Source organism: Carboxylicivirga sediminis, assembly GCF_018156225.1.
Taxonomy (GTDB): Bacteria; Bacteroidota; Bacteroidia; order Bacteroidales; family Marinilabiliaceae; genus Carboxylicivirga; species Carboxylicivirga sediminis.
Genome location: NZ_JAGTAR010000002.1, coordinates 228,683 through 255,671 on the forward strand (window position 1 = coordinate 228,683; position 26,989 = coordinate 255,671).

Here is a 26,989-nt window from a genome sequence, read left to right on the forward strand (position 1 = left end):
AATTCTGAATATAAAACATTCAGAGAACCTAAATTCAAATTGTATGACTAGAAGATTATTTCTATTGATGTTTGTGTGTTTGCAATTCTTCATTGCCGGCGCTCAAAACATCCGTATCCAAGGAAAAGTTTTGGATGAGAATGGAGAGCCTCTGATCGGAGCAACCGTGATGCTTAAAAATGCAAGCGATTTAAGCACAGCCGGTACTATCACAGACATCAATGGTTCATTTAACCTGAACCTGCCTGCAGATGGGACACTGGTTGTTACCTTTATTGGTTATCGTAAGCAGGAGATTCCGATCAACGGACAAACATCATTCACTATTAACATGCAAGCCGATGTAAGTGAGCTGGACGACATTGTTGTTGTTGGTTTTGGCGTGCAGAAGAAAGAAACTGTCGTGGGCTCCATTACCCAGGCTAAAGGAGAGGAATTATTAAAAACAGGTGGAGTAACCAGTGTTAGTGAAGCTCTTACTGGCCTCTTACCAGGTGTGGTTACGTTACAAAACTCATCGCAACCGGGTGATGCATCAACCGATATTCTTATACGTGGAAAATCATCGTGGAATGGCAATGCGCCCCTGGTATTGGTCGATGGTATTGAACGGCCTTACGATCAGGTTGATCCCAACGAGATTCAATCATTATCAGTTCTAAAAGATGCCTCTGCTACTGCTGTTTTTGGGGTACGAGGTGCCAACGGCGTTATACTCATCACCACCAAGCGAGGTACTGAATCTAAACCCAAAATTAGTTTCAATGCAAATGTTACAGCTAAACAGATGACGTCTGATTATACCATACCGACGCATGCTCAGTCGATGCAAATGTATAACGAAGCATTGATAAACGGCAACAGTTATAGCGGCATGTATTCAGAGCAGGAAATAGCCATGTGGCAAAACCAGGTTGATCCTTACTTTTACCCCGAAATTGATTGGGAGAAAGAACTATTGAAGGATTTGGGATGGAGCCAGACAGCCAACCTGAATGTATCCGGAGGTAACAAATTCATGAAGTATTTCACTTCGGTAGGTTACACTCACGAAGGAGACATCTTCAAAACAGAAAAGCAAGCTGAATACGATCCCCGGTTTAACTTTAATAAATACAACTTAAGGAGTAATTTTGACTTTAGTGTTACCAATACTACAAAATTATCTGTTAACCTGGGTGGTATCATCAGTAAACAAACACGCCCGGGTGGTGTAGGTGCCAGTGCTAACGATTACTCAAAAAATGAGTTTTTCCGCCGTATTTACTCTACCCCAAATCACCTATATCCGTTGTATTACGAGAATGGTCAGTTTGGCGAAGATCCTTCCTTCCAGAATGCCAAAAACATGTATATCCGACTAAATAAGGAGGGTTCAAACATCATTAATCAAGCCAATGTATTCGTTGATTTTAAGCTCGACCAAAAGCTCGATTTCATCACCAAAGGCTTATCTTTTAAAGGAAGTGTATCCTACACAAATAAAGCTCAAAGCAGCCGCAAAATCAATAAAACGATAGATCGCTACTTTTATGCATCCAGTGAGGACTATGAAAATAATGTCTTTCTTCGCTGGCCTACGATGGATACCTATGAAGAGCCCATATCCTATGCCAACGAAGAAATGGGCACATACAACCGTCAGCTATACTATGATGCCAGCTTAAATTACAATCGTGATTTTGGTAAACACAGCGTTAGTGCATTACTATTAACACTGCGCGAAGAAACCAAAAGCAAAGTACAATTTCCGGATCGTTATATGAGCCACGTAGCTCGCGCTACCTATGCCTATAACGCGCGCTACCTGTTAGAGTTTAATGGCTCTATTTCGGGCATCAACTGGTTCCATCCTGATTATAACACCGAAGATTTTTATTCAGGAGCCATTGGTTGGATCATTTCCGAAGAAAATTTCATTAAAGACAACCTGCCCTTTATCGACAAAATGAAGGTTCGCTACTCATGGGGTGAAAGTGGTAGTTACGATGGATTCCGAAGCCTAAAGTTTAACTGGGATATCCAACCTGAAACATTTAATGTAAACGGCAACCGCATTCTTTACTTTGGTGATCCGGTAAATCCTGTCAACCAGTTTTATGTCACCAGTGGTGCCAGCAACAAGTTTGCCTTCTGGGAAATCGCTATTAAGCAAAACATAGGCGTCGAGTTGGATATGTTCCGTAAACTATCTTTGACATTTGATTTTTACAAAGAACAACGTGAAGGAATACTGAGTGAACAGCTGATGCCAACCTGGGCTGGTATTGATGGTAAGATTATTAGCAACCTGGGTGAGTCAAAAACGCAAGGCTTTGAGTTGGAAGCCACCTGGCGTAACAAAACCAGATCTGGACTTAACTACTGGATAACCGGCATATTTGCCTACACTGAAAACCGTGTTGTAAAACGTGGCGACCCCGATGGCATGCCTGAGTACCAGAAATATGCCGGTAAACCCATTGGTACTGTTAATGCCTTGCTAACCGATGGCTTTTACGGTTCTTGGGACGACCTGTACAATCGACCACAATCTGAATGGAGTGGCAACCGTATACCAGGCGACCTGGCTTATCTGGACTATAATGCTGATGGCGTTATCAACGACCGCGACAGGGTACCGATGAAATATCAGTCGACTCCTAACCTGACGAGTAGTTTGCAATTAGGTATCGAATACAAAGGGTTCCATTTAACAGCCATGTTAACGGCTACCAATGGCATGTATCGTAATATGCCGGGCACCATGCTGTGGGAGTTCCAGAATGGTAATACCATGACATTCAATCATAGCCTCAACCGTTGGACGCCTGAAACAGCCGAAACAGCGGAGCATCCGGCGCTTCACTTGCAGGGTGATAACAAACACAATATGCAAACGAGCCAGTTTACTTATCGCGATGCCAGTTATATACGTTTGCGCAACGCCGAATTTGGTTACACGCTACCAAAAAAGACAGCTCAGAAACTGCTGGGCATGACAAAATGCGAGCTCTATTTAAGTGGAAACAACCTATTAACATTTACCGACTTTGATAACCGCATCGATCCTGAACAAGGTACAACCAATCTATATCCGATTGTTCGCAGATTCAATGCCGGAGTAAGAATAGGATTCTAAAAACACACAGATATGAAACGAATAATATATATAATCATATTGATACCAGTCTTTTTCTTGAGCTCGTGCTACGATTATCTGGATAAAGCACCTGAACAAGAAGTTGACATTAACGTGGTACTGAGCGATTATGCATCATTTCGCTCCTACACCGACTATTTGTATTTCCTACGAAAAGATTATTTTGAATGGTTCCACCGTGGTTTACCTTGTGCAAACTCCGATGAGGCAGCTACAACCAATACCTCGTGGATGGACTCGTTCAAATATAAGAAAGGCGACAACTGGCAGGCACCGGACTACAAAACTACCTACGAACTGGGTTATGCAAAAAAAGCTGACAACAAGGAGTATGGTAAGGAATCTCCCATTATTGCCAATGCTATGCAAGGATTGCGTGTGGCTAACACAGCCCTTGAATACTTTCATGTATTAACCGATGCCACTGAGGAACAAAAGCACCAGATTAAAGGCGAGATACATTATTTCAGGGCTTGGTATTACATGCAGATAATTCTTCGATATGGTGGCATGCCCATTATCGATCAAACCTATGGACCAAGCGACGACATTAATCTTGAACGCCTATCCTATCAGGAATCGAATGAATGGCTGCTCGAAGAGTTTGACCGCGCCATTGAACTATTGCCCGAAACCTGGCCACAAAATGAGTTGGGACGCGCTAACAAAGGCATGGCTTATGCCGGCAAAAACCTGGCACTGCTCTATGCTGCAAGTCCTCTGATGAATCCTGAATTGGGACATGAGTATAATATTGAGCATTGCAAAGCTCTGTGCGATAATGCCATTAATCTTTTTGAAATGGAACAGAAAGGCATCTATCGTCTTTACACGCTGGATGAATACGATGATATATGGTACAGCAAAACCAAACCGGTATCCGACGAAGCCATTGTATACGTGAACTTTAAAACCCGCGAAAAAGGTGATATGAAGGTAGGCGGTGTTTGCCACCGACTGGGAGGTTTCCAATTTTTCGACTCACCCACTCAGAATGCTGTGGACCGCTATGAAACCTTGAATGGTCTGCCCATTAGCGAGGACCCAACGTATGATCCCCAGAATCCATATGTCAATCGCGATCCTCGCCTGAACAAAAACGTTTATGTGAATGGCGATGTTATTGCCCGACAAGGTACTACTGAATTTAAGTTTGAACCTTTTGTAGGTGGATTAGATGACCCCACTAAAGAAAAAGCCGGTAAATTCAGAAGTGCTCGTGGCGGATACCTAATGCGCAAACACTGGCCCTTTGGCGTTAATAACAAGGCCAACGATTGGGACGGCTGGTTCAAGCCATGGATCAACTATCGTCTGGCACAGGCATACCTCGATTTTGCAGAGGCTGCCAATGAAGCTTACGGGCCAACAGGTGCAGTACCAGGCACGAGCATTACCGCACTGGAAGCAGTGAATATTATTCGCAGACGCGCACAGATGCCGGAAGTAAATAGTCAATACACTGGTTCGAAAGACTTATTCAGAGAACGTATTCGCAACGAAAGAGCTGTTGAGTTGATGTTTGAGAACCAACGCAGCCACGATTTACGTCGATGGATGATTGCCACCGAAGTAATGAAGGATCTGAAAAGAGCGCATATTACAAATAATAATGACGGCACATTTACCTATGGAGCTGTTCTGCTCGACGATATTTACCAGCCCATTTTTAAGGAACGTAACTATTGGTATCCGGTACCAAACAACGACGATTTTCTGTCAACATCGTTTGAGCAAAACCCAGGCTGGTTATAATCCTATTTATTGAAAGAAAAACGAAACAAATGAAGATAATATATCATAACATAAGAGTCATGGCAATGCCTCTGTTACTGTTAGTATCGATGTTGTTTTTAATACCTCAATACGGTATGTCGCAAAAAAACAATATCACCATCAGCTCAACCGTAACAGATGCCAATGGCATCCCGGTTGCCAACGCCATGGTACGCGTATTTAACAAGGGAAAGGTCATCCATACCAATAACGATGGCCTCTTCAAACTAGAGGTGAATAGCGATGCTGCTATTTACATTTCGGCCAATGGCTTTGAAACGCAAATGTATGAACTAAGCCAGGGCTTACCAGAGAAAACAATTACGCTTGCTGCCCTTACCCCATTCTTGTTCCCCGAAGACCAGATCAATATACCTTTCGAGACTATTGAAAAGAACAGGCTGACGGGAGCTGTATCTGTAGTTGATGGAGACGAGCTATTAAGCTATCCTGATCTGTCGATGCTGAATTCATTGGCGGGTCGTGTGGCAGGTCTTTATTCAACTCAAAACAGTAGCACACCCGGATGGAACTCTCCAACTTTAACAATCAGAGGATTGGGGGGCTTAGGCAATAATCGCCCGCTTATCCTGGTGGATGGTTTTGAGCGTGAGGCTAATGCTCTGCTACCCGAAGAAATTGAGTCGGTTGAGGTATTGAAGGATGTAACAGCCAAAATGCTTTATGGAAGTAAGGCTGCCGATGGCGTTATTGTTATCACAACCAAAAGAGGTAAAAACAACTCGCGTGATGCCAACATCAGCATGGAATATGGTATAATGGCACCAACCAGCGACCCTCAATGGCTGAATGCAGCTGACTATGCTACCCTGTACAATCAGGCGCGGGCCAACGATGGTTTGGCACCCATATATTCCAACGATGCCATAGCCGCCTACCGCAACGGTTCGTCACCAATATTGCATCCCAACAACGACTTTAATGGCATGTACCTGAATAACCATATGCCAATGAAACGCGTTACTACTGAATTCAGGGGTGGAGGCAAAAGCTCAGCCTACTATGTCAATATGGGTTATACCGGCACCGGTGGTTTAGAAGATATTAAAGAACCCACCGAATACAATAAATTCAATTTGCGTGGGAACCTGGATATTGATGTTACCAGCGTTACTTCAGTTAAAATGGATATCGCAGGTCGTATGGAGTATCGCCGTTCTGCTAATATAACAACACAAGATTTCTTTGGAGCCTTGTCATCGCATCGCCCGAATGAATATCCGGTATTTATTCCCACCGATTCGTTGGCACTACTTGGAGGTAGCTATCTGCACTCTGACAATATTTATGGATTAGGCAATGAAACAGGCTATAAAAAACAGGAAAACAGAAATATACAATTCAACCTGGGCTTACACTTCAACCTGAATAAATACATTGAAGGTTTGTCGGCTGGTGTAGCCTTATCATACGATAACGAAAACTATTACCGCTATGCCAATGCCATAAATTTTGCATCGTACCAGTTGGTACCAACTTACACCGATGAGGAGTATAACCTGGTTAAGTTACGTCAGGAAAACCATGGTTCGCCCGATAAGCTATCGGAAAAAGATAAATCATATAACCACCGCGTAGGTAGCACCTGGAATATTGATTACAGTCGAACATTCAACGGTTCTCATGAATTAAATACCAACCTGGTGTTGCAACAATACCAGACACAGCGTTACAATCAGATTCAGTATGACAAGTTTGCCAACTACGGACTGCGCATTAATTATGCCTACAAAAACAAATACGTAGCCGAGTTAAACACCTCTTTAATGGGTAGCTCTCATTTTACTGGCAGCAATCAGTTTGGTTTATTTCCAGCACTGGGGCTTGCGTGGATCATTAGTAACGAAGACTTTTTAGCCGACAACGCCAGTATTAACTATCTTAAGTTGAAAGCTTCGGGTGGTGTTATGGGCAGCGATAAAGGCCTCAGCTACTTCCTTTATGAGGATCAGTACTCACAAAACGGATCGGTAAGCTTCGGCCCTACCAACAAGAATAATCGCCGCGTTTACCAACTTGACAAATACGGCAATGCGGACTTAACCTGGGAGAAACGTCGCGAAATCAACGTGGGTATCGAGTCGCTACTTTTCAACAATACCTTAAGTGTAGAGCTGAATTACTTTAATATTTTTGATTACGACATCATCACATCACCATGGGCCAATCATCCAAGCTACATTGGGACTAATCTATACAGTGTTAATCATGGCGAGGTAGTAAACAATGGTTTCGAAGGTGATATCATCTATTTCAAAAATATGGGTGATTTCAAGCTATCGGCCGGTGTCAACTTTGTGTATTCAAAGTCAGAGGTCCAAAAAAGCATCGAGTTGCCTTATCCAGCCGAACTGCAATACTTGTCAGGTGTAGGCCAGTCAGTGGATGTAATGCGCGGCTACGCGCACAATGGTTTCGTAACAGATGCTGATATAGCTGCAGGTTACACGTCAACGCTGGGTGCCGTTAAAGCTGGTGACATTATGTATGCCGATATAAACAATGACGGTGTCATTGATCCAAAAGATCTGCAGGTGATTGGCAACTCATTTCCTCGCCTGAATATGGGTATGCACATCAACCTGCAGTATAAAGGTTTTGGATTATATGCTTTAGGCGTATTTCAGAATGGTTTCGATGTGATGAAGAACAACCGCTATTTCTGGAACTATGGCGAACGCAAATATTCTGCTGAGGCCATGAGCAACGATTATGTGCCATTAACTACAACCAATGGTACCAATAACTTTACGGGGTCCAATTACTGGCTGGAAGATGCCGGTTACTTCAAGCTGAAAAATGTGGAATTAAGCTATCTATTCCCCGAAAAGCTACTGCCAAAGCTATATATGAAAAAGGCAAAGGTATTCGTTAGAGGCACAAACCTGCTAACCATCAGTCAATTTGACAACTTGGATGCCGAAAATATTGATGCTGGCATTAATGATTTCCCATTGATGAAAGCCATTACCGGTGGTATTTCTGTAACCTTTTAATGTTAAAAGATGAAGACACAAAAATATAATATTACTAGTCTGTTCCTGATTCTACTCATGGTTTTAGCAAGCGGATGCAGCGATTACTTTGAACCCGAAATAGATAAGAACAGAACTGAAGAGCAAATATGGAGTATACCCGATTATGCCGAAGGCATTTTGATGGCTGCCTATAAGGAGATTCCAGACATGTACAATACTTACGGAGGCGATTTTCTGGACTGTGCCACAGACAATGCCACCTCAAACAGGTATGGAGCTTCTGTTGATAAACTGCGCGCAGGAGGCTGGTCATCTAATTACAATCCTTTGGATGTATGGGGTGCCGCCTTCAACCAGATTCGTAACATTAACCTGTTTATCGAAAATGGCCTGGACATCACCTATGTTGATTACAACAAAGAGATTGATTCAGCTAAAAAGGCACGTTTAAAAGGAGAAGCCTATTTTCTGAGGGCCTGGTACCAGTGGCAACTGTTGCAAAACCATGCCGGACCCAATGAGCAGGGCACTGTGCTAGGTTATCCCATTTTAACACGGGTATATACGCAGGACGAAGAAGTAAAGTTGGCACGCAACACCTATGCCGAATGCGTGCAGCAAATACTGAACGACTGCGATACCGCTGCAGCCTACCTCCCGCTGGAATACCTCAAAGGAGATGAAATTCCGGAAGAGATCAATGACAACCAGATTGGCCGCGCAACTGCCACGGCAGCCCTGGCTCTTAAATCGCGGGCCGCTTTGTATGCCGCCAGTCCGTTGTTTGCTAACAATGAAACTGACAAATGGGCAACTGCTGCTCAACTGGCTAAAGCGACCATTGATGTTATTGGAGCACTGCCTTCTATCGATGAAAAGTTTTATAACGACGAAAATTCGCCAGAGCTGATCATGCGCAAATATGCGCTAAACCGTGCACTGGAAAGCTCTAACTTCCCTGTAGTACTATTTGGGCAAGGACGCACCAACCCAAGTCAGAACCTGGTGGATGCATTCCCTATGGCTAATGGCTATCCCATTAGCGATGACTTAAACAGCGGGTACGATGAATCAATGCCATACGAAGGTCGGGATCCTCGTTTCTACCGCACTATTCTATTTCATGGTGCATTATTTAAGGACTCAACCATTGATATGTCAACAACAGGCTTAAATTCCGAACTGGCCAGTCCTGAGCGTGCCTCACGTACCGGGTATTTCCTGCGCAAATGGATGAGTCCGGATGTTAACCTGGAAGTTGGTAACGCCAAATCAGATAATCACTATTTTGCCTTATTCAGAAAAGTAGAGCTGTACCTGAATTATGCTGAGGCTGCTAACGAAGCATGGGGTCCTGAGGCCGATCCTTTAGGACTGGGCTTAACTGCTAAAGATGCCATTAACGCCGTTCGAAGCCGTGCTGGAATTGGCTCAACAGCTTATGCTGATAATGTGGCGAGCGATGGAGCAGATGCTTTCCGAAGCCTGGTACACAACGAGCGTCGTATAGAGCTGTGCTTCGAGAGCCATCGGTTTTATGACCTAAGGCGTTGGAATAGTTCCCTTGAACAACTGAACACTACCATCAAGGGCGTTAAAGTAGAACGCATTGTCAGCGATGTTGATACCACGTTCCAATTAACACCTATCGATGTGGAAAACTATCAGTATGGCCAGCACATGTTCTATGGGCCTATACCTTTCAGCGAGGTGATTAAATCTGGTGAAATTGTGCAAAATAAAGGTTGGTAACAAATGATTAAGAATATCAACCCCAAACAATTAAAACATAACATAATGAGACAGATATTATTACTACTTTCAGCGGTGTTGTTGACACTCACCAGCTGTGAGAAATACGAGGACTACCAGTACGACTACGAGTACACCGCTACTTACTTTGCCTTACAGAAACCTGTACGCACCATTACACAGGCCAACAACATGGCGCTTCAGGTAGGTGTTACCATTGGCGGAGTACGTGAAAATAACCAGGAGCATATTGTCAATTTTGAAATTGACGAAACCCTGTTGGAAGCGACACCTTTTGCACTATTGCCAGAGGCCTATTATAGCTTAAGTGATGCCAACAAAATGGTTATTCCCAAAGGAGAATTTCTTGGTTTAGTTGATGTTGATTTGAACGAAGAGGCTTTTATGGCCGATGAACAAGCGCACCTCAACCATTATGCATTGCCCTTGCGCATTACTGAAACAACAGCTGATTCAACACTTGGTAATGCTGAAAACCCAATGGCTGGTAAAGACTATACCATACTGGTTGTAAAATACATTAACAACATGCATGGGTATTATTACCAGAAAGGGAACGAATACATTACTGATGCAACAGGTGCTGCCATCGATACGATTGAATATAGCCATGAAGAACTGGTCAGAAACGAAACCAGAATGGTTGCAACCGGCGGCAAAGATAGTGTTGTAATTAACGGCGTTGGCAGCCATTTGGATGGTACTGTGATAGATAAAGTAACTTATACCTATAAGATGGCCTTGCAAAGAGATGCCAACGGAAGCATTAGCATTATAAATGTTGCAGAATCAGACATTAATAATGTGGAAGATTTAGGTAGTAGTTTTGATTTGAGTAAACGCCTGTTTACGCTCCATTATAAATGGATTGATGCCGACGGACTGACGCATACCGTTGAAGAAGAATTACTATTTCGTAATGACGGCATCTTGTTTGAAGAGTGGTCATTAGAATAACAGCATCATTATCAGTGCAAACAGTTAAAGCCCTGCAATAGAGCTATTGCAGGGCTTATTGGCTAAAAACATCAGCAACCTATACACTAAATTTATCTCATCTCAGTTTTACTCTAAAAACAAAATCCTATGAAAGAGCTAACAATCCTACTTTTTATGGTGCTTATAGCCTTGCCGGCACAGTCCAGGGGCCCAAAGTTCCAGAAGAAAGTTACGATGAACTACATTGTACCTAAAAATGCCCTGCAGATGGGTATTGAAAAGGTGGCCGACTCCACCTATCACTACTGGTTTAGGCGCATGATAAACGATGATTATACCGAAACCTTTCAGTTTATGACCACACAAAAAACCATTATGGCTGAAAGGTTTAACCTGGACTGCAAGGAGGGAACCATCATCCGCGATGGGCTCTATCAAAAAAGCTACAAAGGCGAGGTTATATCCGAAGGCAATTATCGCAACAACCACCGCGATGGCTATTTTTGGGTAAAAAACAAAAAAGGCAAGCTCATCCAAAATGAAGCTTATAAGTGGGACGGACAGCATGAGCAAGGCCTCATCGCCTATTTGAACAGCGATGAAACCATTGCGCGTAAAACGTACCTGCGTGATAAAAAAAAGCACGGCAAGGACTTATTCTACTACAAAAACGGCCAGATGATGATGAGCTGCGAGTATGCAAACAATCAGAAGCATGGCGAGCTGACTGCTTATTACCCCGATGGCCAGCTTCGACGGGTAGAGATGTATGAGAACGACTCACTGGTTTCGGGTGAAATGCTTGATCTGAATGGTAGTAAAATACCTTGGGAACCGGCACAACAATCGTCAATTGATGCTGACCAGCTGGCACGTATCAAAGCCGACATTCACGCTATTATAGAAAGAAAACAGCCTGATAAGGCTCGTACCAAGCATTTGTCATTTGGCTTCACCCTCAATTCTGAGGGGAAGATACCCCCAAAATCGTGTCGATACAAAACAACGCTCAACAAAGAGGTTACAGCTGCCATTACCAGATATCTAAGTCAACTTAAACTTGAACCTTGCCGCCATGAAAACCAATCGGTTAATGCATACTATAGAATAAAACTGAATTTTGCTGAAGACATCAGTTATGATATTTCAATGGAGCGATTAAACCAGTATGAAGGCAATACCACACTCTTCTATGGTGCCAAACCCATCGATGATTCCGAACCACTTTATTTTATTGTTGAACAGATGCCAGTTTTTCCTGGAGGTGAACAAGGTCTGAGGAAATACATTTCGCAAAGTGTAAAGTATCCGGTAGAAGCCCAGAAAATGCGTGCACAGGGGCGTGTATACATCTCATTTGTGGTGGATAAAAACGGAAATTTAAAAGATATTAAAGTAGCCCGAAGTGTGGATTATAACCTTGATAAGGAAGCTCTGCGCGTAATCAGTAATATGCCTAAATGGATCCCAGGTTATCTTAATGGCGAGCCTGTAGATGTGTCTTATACAATTCCTATAAATTTTATCCTTCAATGCAATGCGGATAGAATGCTCAATGTTGATAACTTTTAACACCTATCAATAAAACCGTGTAAAAAACCTGACATGATGTAGAGTCCTGTCAGGTTTTTTTATGCCTTATCACATCCTCATCTTTTCCAAGCATACACTCCTTTTTACTAAATAACTGTACAATCATCTGCTGCACACTGCAGCAAGGTTTCCAAATGTTTGGAAGTGTTCACGCTGACGGCAGCAAGGTTTCCAAATGTTTGGAAGTGTTCACGCTGACGGCAGGAAGGTTTCCAAATGTTTGGAAGTGCTCCCGCTGACGGCAGCAAGGTTTCCAAATGATTGGAAGTGCTCCCGCTGACGGCAGGAAAATTTCGAAATGGTAAAAAAGTCATACGGTTCGCATCCTTATAGGCATCTTGATGATAAGGATGCGGCCCATTATGAATTCTATAGCGTTTAATCCTCCAGCTGCATGGCAGGACGCGGCCAGTCGGCATCCACAAAACCGGGCTCTTTCTTCGGCTTGTTCACCACCACCTCTTCGGCCCCTTCGGTATGCAAGTCCCAGTTATCGGTTCTGAAGGGCGATGCCGGAAAGCTCTCGGCATTATACAGCAGGTTCTGTTGCGAGGGATTCATGGCCCATGCATAGCGCACCGCCAAAGGTTTAGCCACCTTGGGTGAGCTCACCACAACAGTATTTCCTTTTATCTCGGCTTGGGCCCAATACCACTTTTTGTCGGCACCGGCAATGGCAAAGCTGTTCAAGGGCGCCTCTGTGGCTTTGGTCAGGCCCTTACCCACCCCATCGAACGACAATACTATACTATTACCTTGGCTTGTATGACTGGTATAATACGGCCCGTGCCCCACCACATCTTTATGGTACACATCGCGCAGCACCGTGCAGGCATGGCGTACACCGATGGGCTTCTTATTTTTAGGGTGCAAGGCTATGGGGCTACCCGTATCGATGGATACCACCATGCCCACATTCTCCATCTCCTGTGCCAGCTCCAGCATCATCTGCCTTGATACAGCCCAGGGAGCTTCCACCCCTTCCACCGCCTGCTTCTGCTCAATGCCCCAACCGGGCAATTGCGTCATCGAAAAATAGAAGTCGCTCTGCGTGTGGCCCTCCGAATGCGTGTACCACAGCTCGCGATAAGTGTTAATCAGGCGCTCAAGCTGCCCTTTAAAGGCCAGGGCCTGTTGCACCGTTTTGGAGTTGCGCTCGCCCTGGTACCAGATGATGCCCCTGATGCCATAACCCAGTAACGGATGCACCATGACATTATAAATATGCTGCGGATACTGATTGCCCAGGTTGGCCGGTTTGGTAATGATGGGCGCCATTAATGTTTTGTTCCTACTCTTCATGGTATCGCCATTGGCCATAGCCTGATGGTAGGTCTTCAAATCGGCGAAATACTGATTCAACATACTATCAGGATCAATACCCAGCTTGCTGGTCTGCCGAAGCGTTACCTCATCCAGTCCCTGCTTATGGTAGCGGCTGCGGGCTATATCGTCCTGTTTCTGCCATGGTATCCAGCCCTCCACGGGCGTGCCGGCATAGGCCTGCACAATGATGCCCACCGGCACATTGAGCTGCCGCTGAAGCGTTGAACCAAAATACCACGACACCGCTGAGGTGGCAGCAGCCGATTCTGCATCTGATTCCTTCCATTGGCCAGTGGGACAATCGTTTTTAGGTTCGTGCCAGTGCTGACGGTCCGATTTATAGATCCGTAGATTCTCCTGTTTAGCGTGCTTAAGGTCCTCTTCAGCCGTAAAGGTGTTGCGCAGGGCCCAGCCCATATTCGATTGCCCCAGACAAAGCCATACCTCGCCAATGGCCACATTCTTTATGGCGATTTGTTCTGATGATGTTTCAATTGTAAGTGATTCGCCTGTGCGGTAAGATGGCGTAGGCAATAGCACTTTCCAGCGGCCAGTCTCATTGGCCAGAGCTGCAACCTCTTCACCCCATGAGGCGGTTACACTCACATTATCGCCAGGCTTTGCCCAGCCCCAAATAGCGTTGGAGGTATTTTGCTGCAACACCATGTTACTGTCAAAAAATGTGGGCAGCTTCAGTTGTGCTGTTCCCGCTACTGGAAGGATACATGCCAACAGCATCAAGCCTAGGTATTTCAAAGAGGTGATACTTCCCAACAAAGACTTAACGATAGATTTCATCATATTTTGGATTGATTTTGTAAACATACTATTATCGTTTTAGGAATTTCCGAACCAGATAGCCCTCGTCCATTTTCAGACGCAGCACATACATGCCTTTAGGTAACATGGCCACATCAATCCCCCTGGTAATAGCCTCATCACTGGCCGAGCAACACACCTTGCCGTTTACATCAATCACTTCAGCACACGAGCCATCGTAGCCCTCTATGTATATTTTTTCGCGAGCCGGATTCGGATATAAACTTACCGACTGCGCCATACGCTCTGTAATAGCTGTGCTCACCGGCTCGCGAGAATTGGGATCGTTATTAAAAAGGATGTCATCCACATAGATATCCACCGGACCAACCTCGCTGGTGTAATCCACCTGTATCCACACTTTGCCGCAAGCACTGTATTCGGCCCCCATGTCAAACACCAGGTCCTGCCAGGTATTCAGCTGAGTAGCATCATAGGCCAGCATACTTTCGGTGATTACCTTGCCCGAGTTGTCGCTTTTCGATAGTTGAAAACGCGTACCCGACGCCCTGCTTTTCAGCACTTTCATGTGCACATAGCGGGGAGCATCAAACTCTTTCACCACGGCCGAGGTACCAATGTAGTTGCGTGTATTATCGGCCCCGCGTGTCACCTTCAGCACCGTATTACTGGTATTAATGCCTGCTTTCAAAGGATTAGCCACAATATCAACCTGCACAGCTCCCAGCACTCCATACTTATAGGATGTGTTTTCAAAATCTTCGGAATAGATAGTACCATCGGGCGGATAAATCGTCCATTTATCTTCAACCACCACCAGATTAGGCGCATGTCCTACCCAGTTAGCATCAGCAATCACCTTCACAAATTCGGCATATGTTTGCGCCACATCGCCGGTTGACTGGTAGGTATTAAACACGGACAGAATGGGATCGCTGCTCTGCTGCATCTCCTCCAGCAGGTATTGCCGATAGGCTTCAATCTCATCGGCATAGCCCGGATCATCAATCAGGTTGTTGAGGCAATCGGGGTCATTGGCCACATCATAAAACTCTTCTGGAATACGTGTCAGGATGAAATCGCAACGCTCCTGCCAGTAGCTGTCGGTTTGCCCCAGGTTAAGCATGGTTTCGAAAAAACTGGCACCCAACGATGAACTGTTGTAGGTGGTGCGCCCATCGTGCCATGGGTTGAAGATATAGGCGTATTGTGTGTTATGCACCTTACGGAAGGCGTAAATATTTTTACCGATGGTGGTATTATAAGTTGTAAAAAGGCGCTTCCGGCCGTTCTGTTGTTCGCCTCGCACGTGCGGTAACAGCGATTGCCCGTCTAATCCTTCTGGAATACTGATGCCGGTGGCCTCGCAGATGGTAGGAAAAATATCCAGAACGGACACCAGCTCGTTGATATCGGTACCGGGCGTTACCAGCTCACTGCCGTTCCAGCGCATTATCAGTGGTGTTTTAGTACTGTGATAGTATATATTTGATTTGATACTTGGTGCTGCCATGCCATGGTCCGACAGGAAGAACACCAAGGTGTTATCAGCAATATTCTGTTCGTCGAGCACCTGCAGTACTTTGCCCACCACATCATCGCAGCGGCGCGACGAACAAAGGTACTCGGCCATTTCGGTGCGCACCGTCTCGTCTTCGGGCAGCCAGGCTGGCATAATGACATCCTCAGGATAAAATATTTTTGAAGGGTGGGATAGCTTTTCGCTCAGCGTAGAGCCCACACTGCTCAATTTATAATAAGGCCGGTGTGGGTCGTGCGAATTCACAATCAGGTAAAAGGGCTTGCCCACATCGTTTAAGGCCGAATCGATAACAGTGGATACCCTGTCGTAAAATACATCGGTGTTACGCTCCATCTCTTCGTCGATGGCCCAGGGGGTCACACCTTCGTAAGGGGTGCTGTGCGCTACCTTACCCAATATACCAACAAAATAGCCATTGGCATTAAATACATTGGGGATGGTAGGTATGTTTTTAATACGTAAATCATGGAAGCCCTCTCCTCCACTACGGTGCGGCAAACGCCCCGTATTAATGGCATTACGCGATGGCATGCAGGCTGTTGAAGCCACGTGGGCATTGCTAAAGATAATGCCGTCGGCCGCCAGCTGATCAATATTGGGGGTGACACCTTCAGCCTGTTGCTCTCCATTGAAGCAGCCAACGGTGTTCCAGTTCATGTCATCGGCTGTTATAATCAGGATATTGGGGCGCTGGCCAGACAAGCCAACACAAAAACTTAGCAGCAGTGCAACTATTGCATATTTCATTTGATTCATCGATTTGGAATTATTTTATGTTAGCACAGCTTAACACAAGACAAGAAAAGGTTCTCATCTGATTTCATATGGCTATAACCCGCCTTCGCTTCATACCTTTTTAATTATTTTGATTTCGCCATCTATCTGGTTAATCACCAAAAAACAAAATCCAGATAACTTGGGCAGGGTATTCTGAGCCCGATACAAATCTTCGTTTACAATAGGGTAGCAAGTTCCATCGGAAAAATGAACCGATGCGAATAAAATGTTAGCCAGCTGACCATTTTGTATAGTCTCTTTCATCTCAATCACGTTTAAGTACTCATCACAACACACTATACTTTCATTAAATAATGAAGTAACAAGAGCTATATACAAACTCCTATCTCCCGTACTTACGAGTGGTTATATTCAGCCACGTGTTTCCGGCACCAACTTCTTTTTGCGTTTTTTAGTCAATCAGTAGGAGAAGGACTAAAAGCTCTTTGGCTGTTACTTCATTACAATTATCTACACTTACTTATTCTTTTGCGCTTTTTTATGCTTCTGCCATTTGGCCATTTGCTCCTTGGTACACACCTTTTTCATGTCAGCCATGTATGCTTGCATATTGGCCTTTCTAACATCCTTAAGTTCTTGTGAACCTTTGGCATGCTCCTTTGATGCCTTTGCATTCTTCAATCGCAACTGGGTCTTCAGTTCAATCATCTGGTTTTGCTGATCCTGACTCAAATCCATCACTTGTGCCATCTCAGTCACTTCCTGCTTTACGGCATCCTGTGCTTTCTTGCTCAACTTCTGTGCATTTACGTTAGTCATCAGTGCCAATGCACAAATCATCATCGTCAATTTTAAAATCTGCTTTTTCATAACTCTTTCCTTTTAATTTAGTTGATTATTTTATCCTATTAAATGGCACCTTGAATAAGCCACGATCGGGCATTTGCGAATCCATACGATGGAAAGCATCCAATAGCTCATTAAACTTCTCGGGGTAGGCTTCCGACAGGTCGTGGCGTTCCCAGGGATCGTTTTTGATATTAAACAATTTAGGTTTGATGCTGTGCTTATCCATGACCATATCCTTGGTCATGTGCAACACCTTCTCCTGGTCGTTCCAGGTAATCTTCCAGTCGCCTTCGCGATAAGCATAATCATCCTGATAACGCCAATACAGGTAGTCATGCGGGCTTTCCTTCTTTTCATGGTTCAGGTAGGGCAACAAATTCACTCCATCGTAGCCGGTTGAAGGCATATCAATCCCCAGAAAACCGGTGATGGTTGGTGCAACATCAATAGCTATCACCGGTTCGTTGTAGCGTTTGCCGGCAGGCACCTCGCCAGGCCACTTCACACAAAACGGCACACGGATGCCCCCTTCGTAGGTATCCCCTTTATAGCCGCGCAGGCCGTTGGTTTTACTCATCACAAAGTCGCCGGTGTTAATTTTGGTTGGCCCCGCAATAGTAGCGGGTGAGCCATTATCCGACAAAAAGAAAATAGCCGTATTCTCGCTGATACCGCACTTTTCCAGGATCTCCATCAAGGCGCCCACACCGTCGTCAATGGCCAGTGTCATAGCAGCCAGTATGCGTCGGTATTTATGGTCGTATTCATACAGCTCATCCACACGGGCCAGGTCCTCCTCAGTTGCCGACCACGGATAATGCACCGCGTTGTAGGCGACGTATAAGAAGAAAGGCTCATTGTGATTGGCCTCAATAAAACCGACTGCTTCTTCATTAATTTTAGTCGTCAGGTAATCGCCTTTTTTGTAGTTCACAATCTCGTTGTTGCGATGAATGGGCCAGTTATCTTTACGGGCCTTGTAGGTTGTATCGGCCCAAAAGTAATCGTGTCCGCCAGCCAGAAAACCATAGAAATAGTCGAAGTTGCGGTTCCACGGCAGAAACTCGTCCTGCGCCTTACCGAAGTGCCATTTACCAAGGGCACCGGTTGTGTAGCCGGCTTTTTTCAGCATGTCCTGCAGCATGGGCTGGTCCGTTGGAAAGCCCCCTTTGGAATTAGGCCCGAAATTACCATTGATACCAAATTTATTCTGGTAGCGTCCTGACATCAATCCGGCGCGTGATGGGCCACACACCGAGCAAGTAACGTATCCCTGGGTAAAGTAAGTTCCTTCGGCCGCCAGCTTATCAATATTGGGCGTTATCATATCCAGTGCACCATGGTAGCCCACATCCCCATAGCCCATATCGTCCACCAGGATAATGATAAAGTTAGTTGGCTTTGGTTTGTTGGAAGCTATGACACCACCACTAAACATCCATAAAAGGCCTAGTAATAAAGGTATTTGTCTCATCTTGATTTCTATTTACATTTATGAATTTCGGATAGTTCTGATACACCCACCTCATTAAAGGCTTCAATGGCAAAGTAATACTCTTGCTTGCTATTCAGTGCCCTTACCTCACGTTCACACCCTTCATCGGCCCACACCTGGTAGCACGAGTACAGCTTATCGGGTGCGATGCCCCACAGGATGTTATAGCCAACAGCTCCATCAACCACTTGCCAACTGATAAAGGCATTACGGTCATCTGTATCGCGCTTAGCTATCACTGCCTGAGGCTGAGCTGGTAATTGGCCTCGCCCTTTCCCGAATATCCTGATGTCTGACAGAGCCAGGTTTTGAGTTGGTGTATGAATGTTTTCAAATTTGATGTAACGTGCCTCAATACTTTCAGGCAGCTCAATGTATGGGTTAGAGCGATTAACCATTTCGGCACTTTTATCTGCAATCAGACTCCACTTTTTGCCATTTAACGATGTATACACCTTATAGCGATTATACACCTTCTTCAGATGACTCTCCAAATCGCCTCTCACGGGATAAGGTGCATATAAGGAAGTATCGTGCTGCAGATAATCGCTGTAGTTCAACTGAATGGCATTGACCTGGCAAGCATCACCTAAATCGATGATGGCATACTCACCAGCCTTATTATCCTTTGCCACCCAATAGGTCCTGGGGTTTTCATCCGTCAGGTGCTGTCCGCCTAATGCATCATCCTTCTGCGATGAAACCTTTACATCTTTTTTATAGGATAGTAGCATCCAGCCTGCAAACAAGTCGTTGCTATCGGTCCATTTCTCATTGGCCTTCAACTGGGGGAAATCGGCAAAACGGCTGTTGGCATACATCAGGCCATCCTGATCAAAACAGGCCGGCAGCATGCTAATGCGGCGCTCAAATACCCAATTGACACCAATCCAGCTGGTTCCCGTATTCCAGTAGTTGCCATGCTTATCCTGAAATAAGTTACCATGCCCGGCGCCATTGAGAAAACCTCCCGGCTTATAGGCCACCGGGTTATTAGGCGCATACTCCCATGGTCCGAGAGGAGAATCGGCAGTGTATACCCCATTGCCATACATATTTTCACTGGTACCTGGTCCGGCATAAGTCAGGTAATACTTCCCGTTGTACTTATCCACCTCTGGTCCTTCGATATAAGGGTGCATATTGGAACGATGGTCGCGACCAAAGCGCTCCCAGCCATGTAGCTCAGGATACAGGTAGATCATTGCTTTCTTACGACTATCCAAATCAAAATGTGAAGATGTTTTTGTACTAATAAGCTTTGTGCCATATAAGGGATACAAGTTGGATGAACCCCAGTAAATGTACCATTGCGACTGTTCATCGTCGTAAAACAGGCCCGGATCCCAGATGTTGCCATCAGCAGAGGTTGGAAAGGTCAGACTTTCTTCATAAACAGCCCATTCGCCTGCGGCTGGATTTACACTGTAAAACACCGGTACTTTTCCTTTACGGCTTGAGGCCATCAGAAACAAGGTATCGTTATGCGAAATGGCTGCCGGTGCAATCATATCTTTGAAATACAATTCCTGCCCATTCCAGTTTTCAACACTGCAGGTTGAGCTCTGTTCTTTAAAATAGCTGACCGGCCAATCGCCTTTGGGAATGATGCGTGTCCAGCTGACCAAATCATCAGAACGCCAGTAACCACGTGCCGAAGTAGAAAACAAGTAATACCCTTCATGCTTACCATTGATATGGTGATTGATAAACACCGGGTCGGCACTTCCCCGGGCGATAATAGGTGGGTGATCTTTAAAATTAGAGCGATTATGAGGTATGAACTCACCATACTGGTAATCCACATCAACGGGGTTACACCAGGTCGTCTGTCCCTCTGCCACGGTTTGAACCAGGCTAATGGCACATATGAATAATAGTAGGATTCGAAACATAGTAAGGATAGAAAAGGCAGCCCGCACTTAACAATACAGGCCACCTGATTAAACAATTATTTCATATGTCTCAATCGCTTTAGCGACTTTTGAAGGTACTCATCAGTTAATTCATCAGAATCCTGATATTTCACTCTTAGTTCTTCCAAACGTTTATGCAGGTCCGTCTGTAAATCAGCATACTCAGGCTGCCCATAGATATTATTCATCTCATTGGGATCTTCCTGCAGGTCATACATCTCCCACTCATCCACATCGTGATAGAAATGAATTAGCTTATAGCGCTCGGTGGCAATACCATAATGACGCTTCACCAAGTGCCAGCTTGGGTATTCATAGTAGTGATAGTAGTGCTCCTTACGCCAGTCGGCAGGTGTTTCACCTTTTAACAATGGCACAAAACTGCGGCCTTGCATATCTGTTGTATTCTCTACTCCGGCAATTTCCATGAATGTTTGTGCAAAATCGAGGTTAGAAACTATATCACCGTTAACACTACCCGGCTTAACAACATGTGGCCATTTAACTAACAGAGGGGTGCGCAAAGACTCTTCGTACATAAAGCGTTTGTCAAACCAACCGTGCTCGCCCAGATAAAAACCTTGATCGGAAGAGTAAACAACAATTGTGTTGTCTTCTAATCCGGCTTCCTTCAAATAATCCAGCACACGTCCAACGTTTTTGTCTACTCCGGCAATACAAGCCAGATAATCCTGCATGTAACGCTGGTACTTGAAACGCACTAAATCTTTCCCTTCAAGCTTGGCATTATTATAATATTCGATGATTGGGTCATACACTTCATCCCAGGCTTTTTCCTGTTCTTCATTCAAGCGGGCAGTGGTACCCAGTTTTTCTGCATTGAACATTTTTAAGTCGCGATCCATGCGCATAGTCACCTCAATGGACATATCCTGCTCTTTAGCTGCTCGCCCTCGGTTTTCGTAGGTATCAAACAAGGTAGGTGGCTCAGGGAACGTTACGTCCTTATAAAGTGATAACTCATTAGGTCCGGGCTCCCACTCACGATGAGGCGCCTTGTGTTGCAGCATCAGCAAGAATGGCTTGTCTTCGCTCTGTGCCTGCTTCATGTAATTAATGGCTTTATCGGTAATGATTTCAGTCACATAACCGGTTTCAGTGTGCTTACCTTCGGCTGTTTGAAATTCAGGATTGTAATAAAACCCTTGCCCCGGTAATACCTCCCAGTAATCGAAACCGGTTGGTTCAGAGCCCAAATGCCATTTACCTACAATCCCTGTTTTATAACCAACCTGTTGCAGCAGCTTTGGGAAAGTGACTTGTGAACCGTCAAACCTGGTTCCGCCTTCGTTGGAAACAAAACCATTGAGATGACCATACTTCCCACTCAAAATTGCGGCACGCGATGGACCACAAATAGAGTTGGTGACCAGGCAGCGGTTGAATAGCATACCATCAGCTGCAATGCGATCGATATTTGGTGTTGGTGCATATTCTTTAAGCATCCCACCGTAGGCGCTGATAGCTTGGTAAGCATGGTCATCGCTAAAAATAAACACAATATTGGGCCTGGTAGCTTTTGTTTCTTTCTTTTTGGCTGGCTGACAGGCAACCAACAGAACGATTGCAATCAGTAGCATCAATAGACTTTTTCTCTTCATAACAAGTTAATTATTTACGTATACGGTTTTTAGGAGCACCCCACCACTTTGAGTCAGGTAGCTGGCTGTCCCACTCATCAAAAATTCGTTGCATTTCTTTGGCCAGTTCAGGAAACTGAGCTGCCAGATTATGTTGTTCGTTAGGATCATCGGCCAGATTAAACAGCTCAGCAGCATCGGTATCTTTTCTGCCCCTGTCGTTCCAGCATAGCTTCCAGTCGCCCTTTCGTATGGCATAATCATCGTCCCTTCGCCAGTATAAAATATCGTGTGGCGTGCCATCATCTTTACACATAAGAAAAGGTAACAGGTTAACACCATCGAAATCATTATCCTTATCAAGCTCAAGATAAGCCGCTAAGGTTGGTAATATATCCAGGTTAATAACCGGCTTATTGTAAGTACACGGCTGTAATATGCCGGGCCATTTTATCAGGAAGGGCACCCTTATACCTCCTTCGTAGGTATCACCTTTCCAACCACGCAGACCTCCGGTTGATGACATGTAATCATCGGGTGTACTGCCTTTTGCCTGCCCCTTAGGCGAACCATTATCGCTAATGAATACAACAACAGTATTTTCAGCAATCCCCTGCTCTTCGAGTGCTTTCATTACTTCACCAACACCATCGTCAAGAGCCAGCACCATGGCAGCAAACTTACGTCGGTTGGGCAACTCAATGTGTTGCAGGCGCTCAATATATTTATCAGGCACTTCCCATGGATGATGTACCGCATTGTATGCCAGGTAAAGAAAGAAAGGCTCCTCTCCGGCTTTTTCAATAAAATGAACCGCCTTATCGGTGAAAACTTCTGTGAGGTAACCGTCAAATGTTACGGGTGTATTATTATCAAACAAAGGCCATATACCTTTTTTGTCTCCCATTTCAAGACCCGATTTGTAGTAGGAATGTGAGCCGTTAAGAAATCCATAATAGTAGTCAAAGCCTTTTTGGCTGGGGCGCTTCGACTCAGCCACGCCCAAATGCCATTTGCCTACCATGGCTGTTGTGTAGCCTTTTTCTTTTAGTAATTCAGAGGCCAGCAGCTGGTCGTCAGGAATACCCGAACCCTGCGAAATTGGTGAGTGCGGCCAGCCTGAAGCACTGCAGTTCTCACCCAAACCAAAGCGTTGTTGATATTGGCCAGTCAGCAGTCCGGCACGCGAAGGGGCACAAACGGATGCAGAAACATACCCCTGATTAAATATGACCGATTGCCTGGCTAACTTGTCAATATTAGGCGTTGAAATATTTTCAGAACCATTGTAGCCCACATCACCAAAGCCCATATCGTCGGCATAGATAATTATAACATTAGGCTTTTCAGAAGCTTTCTCTGAAGGTGCTGCATACAGCATTAAAAAACCTTGATTTACTAGTAGAAGCAGAATAAGCTGCAGTAATCTTAATTGTTTTGACATGTTGTTTCAATTTATCAACCATAACGAAAATATCAACAACTACATGCAGCTTCAATTAATTGACCTTAACATCAATTTCAACACCAAAAAAAATAGTTTATTTTACCCATACGGATGCATACTCTTTTAAACATCAAACACCATAAGCTCCTAATAGAATGCTCAATAAACCATTTACATATTTTAAAATGAAATCATAAACTCAGTCAGGTTCTCATTTGGGCCCAGATGTAATTTCCGTCGGATTTTATACCGATGTACTTCCACACTCCGCGGCGAAACATTCATTAAAGGCGCAATCTCCTTAGTTGAGAGGTTCATTTTCAGGTAGGCACATAAGCGCAGATCTTTTGGAGTTAAATCATCGTAGGAACTTTTGAGTCGTTTAAAAAAGTCCTCGTGCGCCTTATCAAAGTGCATGCGAAACACATTCCAGTCATCTTCATCCTCAATGCTGTGGTCAATCATGCGCAAAATTCGGTTCATGTACTTCTCGGGATAACTAACTTTTAAGTGCTCACTTTGCTTCAGTATTTCCTGCTTTACCTCATTCAATACTTCCTTGCGTTTGATGGTAGCAATGGTGCGGTTAGCCAGCTCGGTACTCTGGTGCTGTATTTCTTTCTGCAGCAACTCATTCTTCAGGCGAATCATTTTTTCTTCGTTGCGCAACTGTTCTTCTTTGTGCTGCTCATTCCATGCTTGCTTCTCGTCCTCAATCAACTTATTATGATAGCGCTTTAAAATCCTATTAATAAGCCATGAGATGCCAACCAATATTATAAGAGCCAGAATAGACACACAGATAATAAACCAGGTTTTGGCAAAGTAGGGCTCTTCAATCTCAAATGAATATTGGACAGGGTACAATTGTTGTCCGAATTCCCCTTCTCCTTTTACCAGCAGTGTATATCTGCCCCATGGCAGCTTCGTGAAATTGATTTTATTTTGAGGATTCCCTTTTATCCAATTCTTATGATAGCCGTCTAATTTATACCAATAGCTTGATTTGTGATTGACCGAGCCAACCGACATATATTCAAATATCAGGCGACTATTGGCATATGGTACTAGTGCAACAGTGTCATGCCTATCCAGGGGTAATTTGTACATGTTATCGTCCAGGCGATAGGCTGCATTTTTAATATAAATGGTATCAGCCAGGGTTTGTTCCTGCTCAAAAGCTGAGTTATAAACAAGTGCCAGTCCGTTTTCTAGTCCAAAAGCCGTGGTAGTATCATTTAAAGCTACTATTACCGGGTATTTCTCATCAAGCGAGTTATGTGGATCGTTGAAGGCAAACTCAAATTCCTTTTTTACTATGCCGCTATTAATATTGAAAAGTGCCACTTTGGGAGGTAATGCAAACCAGTAGGACTGAAACCCTCCTTGCCTGACTGCGTTGGCAAAAGCATACTCACCGAGCTGCTCTTCTATGCGCTTATAGCGTACAACGGTATCGCGCAGCTCATCAAAAGTGAACAAACCATCCCGGGTTGTAAAAATGATTCGGCCATCCAGCTTTGACACTTTGCTTCCGGCATTCTGTGGCAAACCCTTTTCGAGTCCATAGCGCTCTTTTTTTAGTGGTTCATCAATATTAGAGATACTAACTTTAAAGACCTCGTTGCGCCTGGTGTGCGAAACCCAAATATTATTGTGATGATCAATTGACATACTGCGCGATGGTTCAAAAAATCCTTTTAGAATACTCTTCAAGGTAAATCCATCCCTTTGTTGGCCAAATAAAGCCAGTGAAGTATAAGAATTCTGCAGAAGATAATCTTTGCCTTCAAGGCTAATTGATACAAAGTTTTGGCCGCCACCGATATCAGCAATTTGTTTCACTGCATCACCTTTGATTTGAAAAGTGCCCAGGTTATGACCGCACAACAACACGTTCCCCTGATTATGTAGTGACCACACCTGCCCCTTCAACTCTTCAATGGCTATAAAATCAGCTGAATTTAACTCACTCAATGAAACCCCATTAATGGGATGATAATAAACACCCTGATTAGTGCCAACAAAGAGTTTATTTTGATAGATGGCAGCTGCATGCACCACGCCCCAATTGGCTGCATTATTAGTAATATAATGAACAGGACGATTAAACTCTACACATGCAATACCCTTATTTAGTGCGACCCACAAACGCTTTTGCCTATCACACTTTAGAGCATGGATTGTATTACTTTCAAGTCCATTGCTCACATTAAGATGTTCAACTACCTGTCCTTGTTTATTAATTTTAAATATACCCTTATCCAGGGTGCCGATGTAATAAAAGTTCCCATCAAACGCGCCAGCATTGATATTATAATCCTTCATTTGTTGCTGCGCTTCACATTCCCATTCCCTTATCTGGCTTTTACCATCCCAAATGTAAAGTCCTTTTTTAGCCGATCCTAACAAGAACTGTTCACTTCCAAACGGAAGAAACACTCTTGTGTAAGCACGGTTTAGGACCTTGCTTCCCGCAACTTCGGCAAACTCGCTGTTGCTAAATTCGATGATATTTCCACGTGTTTTTTGAGTAATAATCCTATTGCGAACATTGCTCAAAAAGATGATACCGCTTCCTATCTCATGAACCGTAACGGTATCGTTTTTATAGATATACAGCGTATTGAATGCCTGAAAAATAACCTCATCATTTTGTGTATGAACAATCTTCCAAATCATATCATTATGCAGAACGTCCCGAGCCAGTGTATCCGATAAAGAGGTATATTTCAGATTACCCCAGGCATTAGCCTCCCAGTAACCAAACTCCTCAAAAGAGCCCGTGTAAATACGCTCACCACTAATTAAAACTGAACGAACACTGCCCTGACCAGGTGTTTTGTACAATTGCCAGGTATTGCCATCGAATTGCAGCAGTCCGGCTTCATTACCGACATAAACAATTCCTCTTTCATCAAAATCAACAGACCAGTTTTTACTAAACCCGCCATATGTATCTTTCAGAATATTATTAACCTTATTGGCTGCTTGAAGTGCACTAAAGTTAATACTAAGAAGACTGACTATAATCGCGACTGACCGAAAGAACTGTTTACAAATCATCATATT

General features: G+C 44.3%; 15 protein-coding genes. 6 read left to right on the forward strand and 9 right to left on the reverse strand.

Annotated elements, in window-relative coordinates; all coding sequences use genetic code 11:
- Positions 1-43 precede the first annotated feature (43 nt).
- The 6 genes from KDU71_RS02785 to KDU71_RS22965 all read left to right on the forward strand — a co-directional run bounded on the left by KDU71_RS02785 (position 44) and on the right by KDU71_RS22965 (position 12,201).
- Positions 44-3,121, forward strand: coding sequence for a SusC/RagA family TonB-linked outer membrane protein (locus tag KDU71_RS02785; RefSeq protein WP_212188374.1), 3,078 nt, complete (start codon positions 44-46; stop codon positions 3,119-3,121).
- 12 nt (positions 3,122-3,133) lie between these two features.
- A complete protein-coding gene (locus KDU71_RS02790; protein WP_212188375.1) occupies positions 3,134-4,897 on the forward strand; it encodes a RagB/SusD family nutrient uptake outer membrane protein in 1,764 nt (587 codons plus the stop codon).
- Positions 4,898-4,926: 29 nt separating this feature from the next.
- A complete protein-coding gene (locus tag KDU71_RS02795; RefSeq protein WP_212188376.1) occupies positions 4,927-7,935 on the forward strand; it encodes a SusC/RagA family TonB-linked outer membrane protein in 3,009 nt (1,002 codons plus the stop codon).
- 9 nt (positions 7,936-7,944) lie between these two features.
- The gene (locus KDU71_RS02800; RefSeq protein ID WP_212188377.1) at positions 7,945-9,669 is read left to right on the forward strand and encodes a RagB/SusD family nutrient uptake outer membrane protein; all 1,725 of its coding nucleotides are present in this window, start codon (positions 7,945-7,947) and stop codon (positions 9,667-9,669) included.
- A 45-nt stretch (positions 9,670-9,714) separates the two neighbouring features.
- The gene (locus tag KDU71_RS02805) at positions 9,715-10,647 is read left to right on the forward strand and encodes a DUF1735 domain-containing protein (RefSeq protein WP_212188378.1); all 933 of its coding nucleotides are present in this window, start codon (positions 9,715-9,717) and stop codon (positions 10,645-10,647) included.
- Between the two features lie 129 nt (positions 10,648-10,776).
- A complete protein-coding gene (locus KDU71_RS22965) occupies positions 10,777-12,201 on the forward strand; it encodes an energy transducer TonB (RefSeq protein ID WP_244828089.1) in 1,425 nt (474 codons plus the stop codon).
- A gap of 399 nt (positions 12,202-12,600) precedes the next feature.
- On the opposite strand, the gene KDU71_RS02815 is transcribed toward KDU71_RS22965, so the two are convergent.
- The 9 genes from KDU71_RS02815 to KDU71_RS02855 all read right to left on the reverse strand — a co-directional run bounded on the left by KDU71_RS02815 (position 12,601) and on the right by KDU71_RS02855 (position 26,986).
- Positions 12,601-14,349 (reverse strand): sialate O-acetylesterase, encoded by a 1,749-nt coding sequence (locus KDU71_RS02815; protein WP_212188379.1) that lies wholly within the window; start codon positions 14,347-14,349, stop codon positions 12,601-12,603.
- 28 nt (positions 14,350-14,377) lie between these two features.
- Positions 14,378-16,618: a sulfatase-like hydrolase/transferase gene (locus KDU71_RS02820; protein ID WP_212188380.1), complete on the reverse strand. Its 2,241-nt coding sequence runs from the start codon at positions 16,616-16,618 to the stop codon at positions 14,378-14,380.
- A gap of 99 nt (positions 16,619-16,717) precedes the next feature.
- Complete coding sequence (locus KDU71_RS02825) at positions 16,718-16,912, reverse strand: hypothetical protein (protein ID WP_212188381.1); 195 nt, start codon at positions 16,910-16,912, stop codon at positions 16,718-16,720.
- A 213-nt stretch (positions 16,913-17,125) separates the two neighbouring features.
- Positions 17,126-17,479: a hypothetical protein gene (locus KDU71_RS02830; protein ID WP_212188382.1), complete on the reverse strand. Its 354-nt coding sequence runs from the start codon at positions 17,477-17,479 to the stop codon at positions 17,126-17,128.
- A gap of 25 nt (positions 17,480-17,504) precedes the next feature.
- On the reverse strand, positions 17,505-18,932 hold the full coding sequence (locus KDU71_RS02835; RefSeq protein ID WP_212188383.1) for a sulfatase family protein: 1,428 nt from the start codon (positions 18,930-18,932) through the stop codon (positions 17,505-17,507).
- A gap of 8 nt (positions 18,933-18,940) precedes the next feature.
- Positions 18,941-20,848, reverse strand: a complete 1,908-nt coding sequence (locus tag KDU71_RS02840) for a family 43 glycosylhydrolase (RefSeq protein ID WP_212188384.1) — start codon at positions 20,846-20,848, stop codon at positions 18,941-18,943.
- Positions 20,849-20,904: 56 nt separating this feature from the next.
- On the reverse strand, positions 20,905-22,491 hold the full coding sequence (locus KDU71_RS02845) for a sulfatase family protein (protein ID WP_244828091.1): 1,587 nt from the start codon (positions 22,489-22,491) through the stop codon (positions 20,905-20,907).
- Positions 22,492-22,501: 10 nt separating this feature from the next.
- Positions 22,502-23,914, reverse strand: a complete 1,413-nt coding sequence (locus KDU71_RS02850) for a sulfatase family protein (protein ID WP_212188385.1) — start codon at positions 23,912-23,914, stop codon at positions 22,502-22,504.
- A 183-nt stretch (positions 23,915-24,097) separates the two neighbouring features.
- Positions 24,098-26,986 carry a helix-turn-helix and ligand-binding sensor domain-containing protein gene (locus tag KDU71_RS02855; protein WP_212188386.1) on the reverse strand — a complete coding sequence of 963 codons (2,889 nt, stop codon included), beginning with the start codon at positions 26,984-26,986 and terminating at the stop codon, positions 24,098-24,100.
- Between the last annotated feature and the right edge of the window lie 3 nt (positions 26,987-26,989).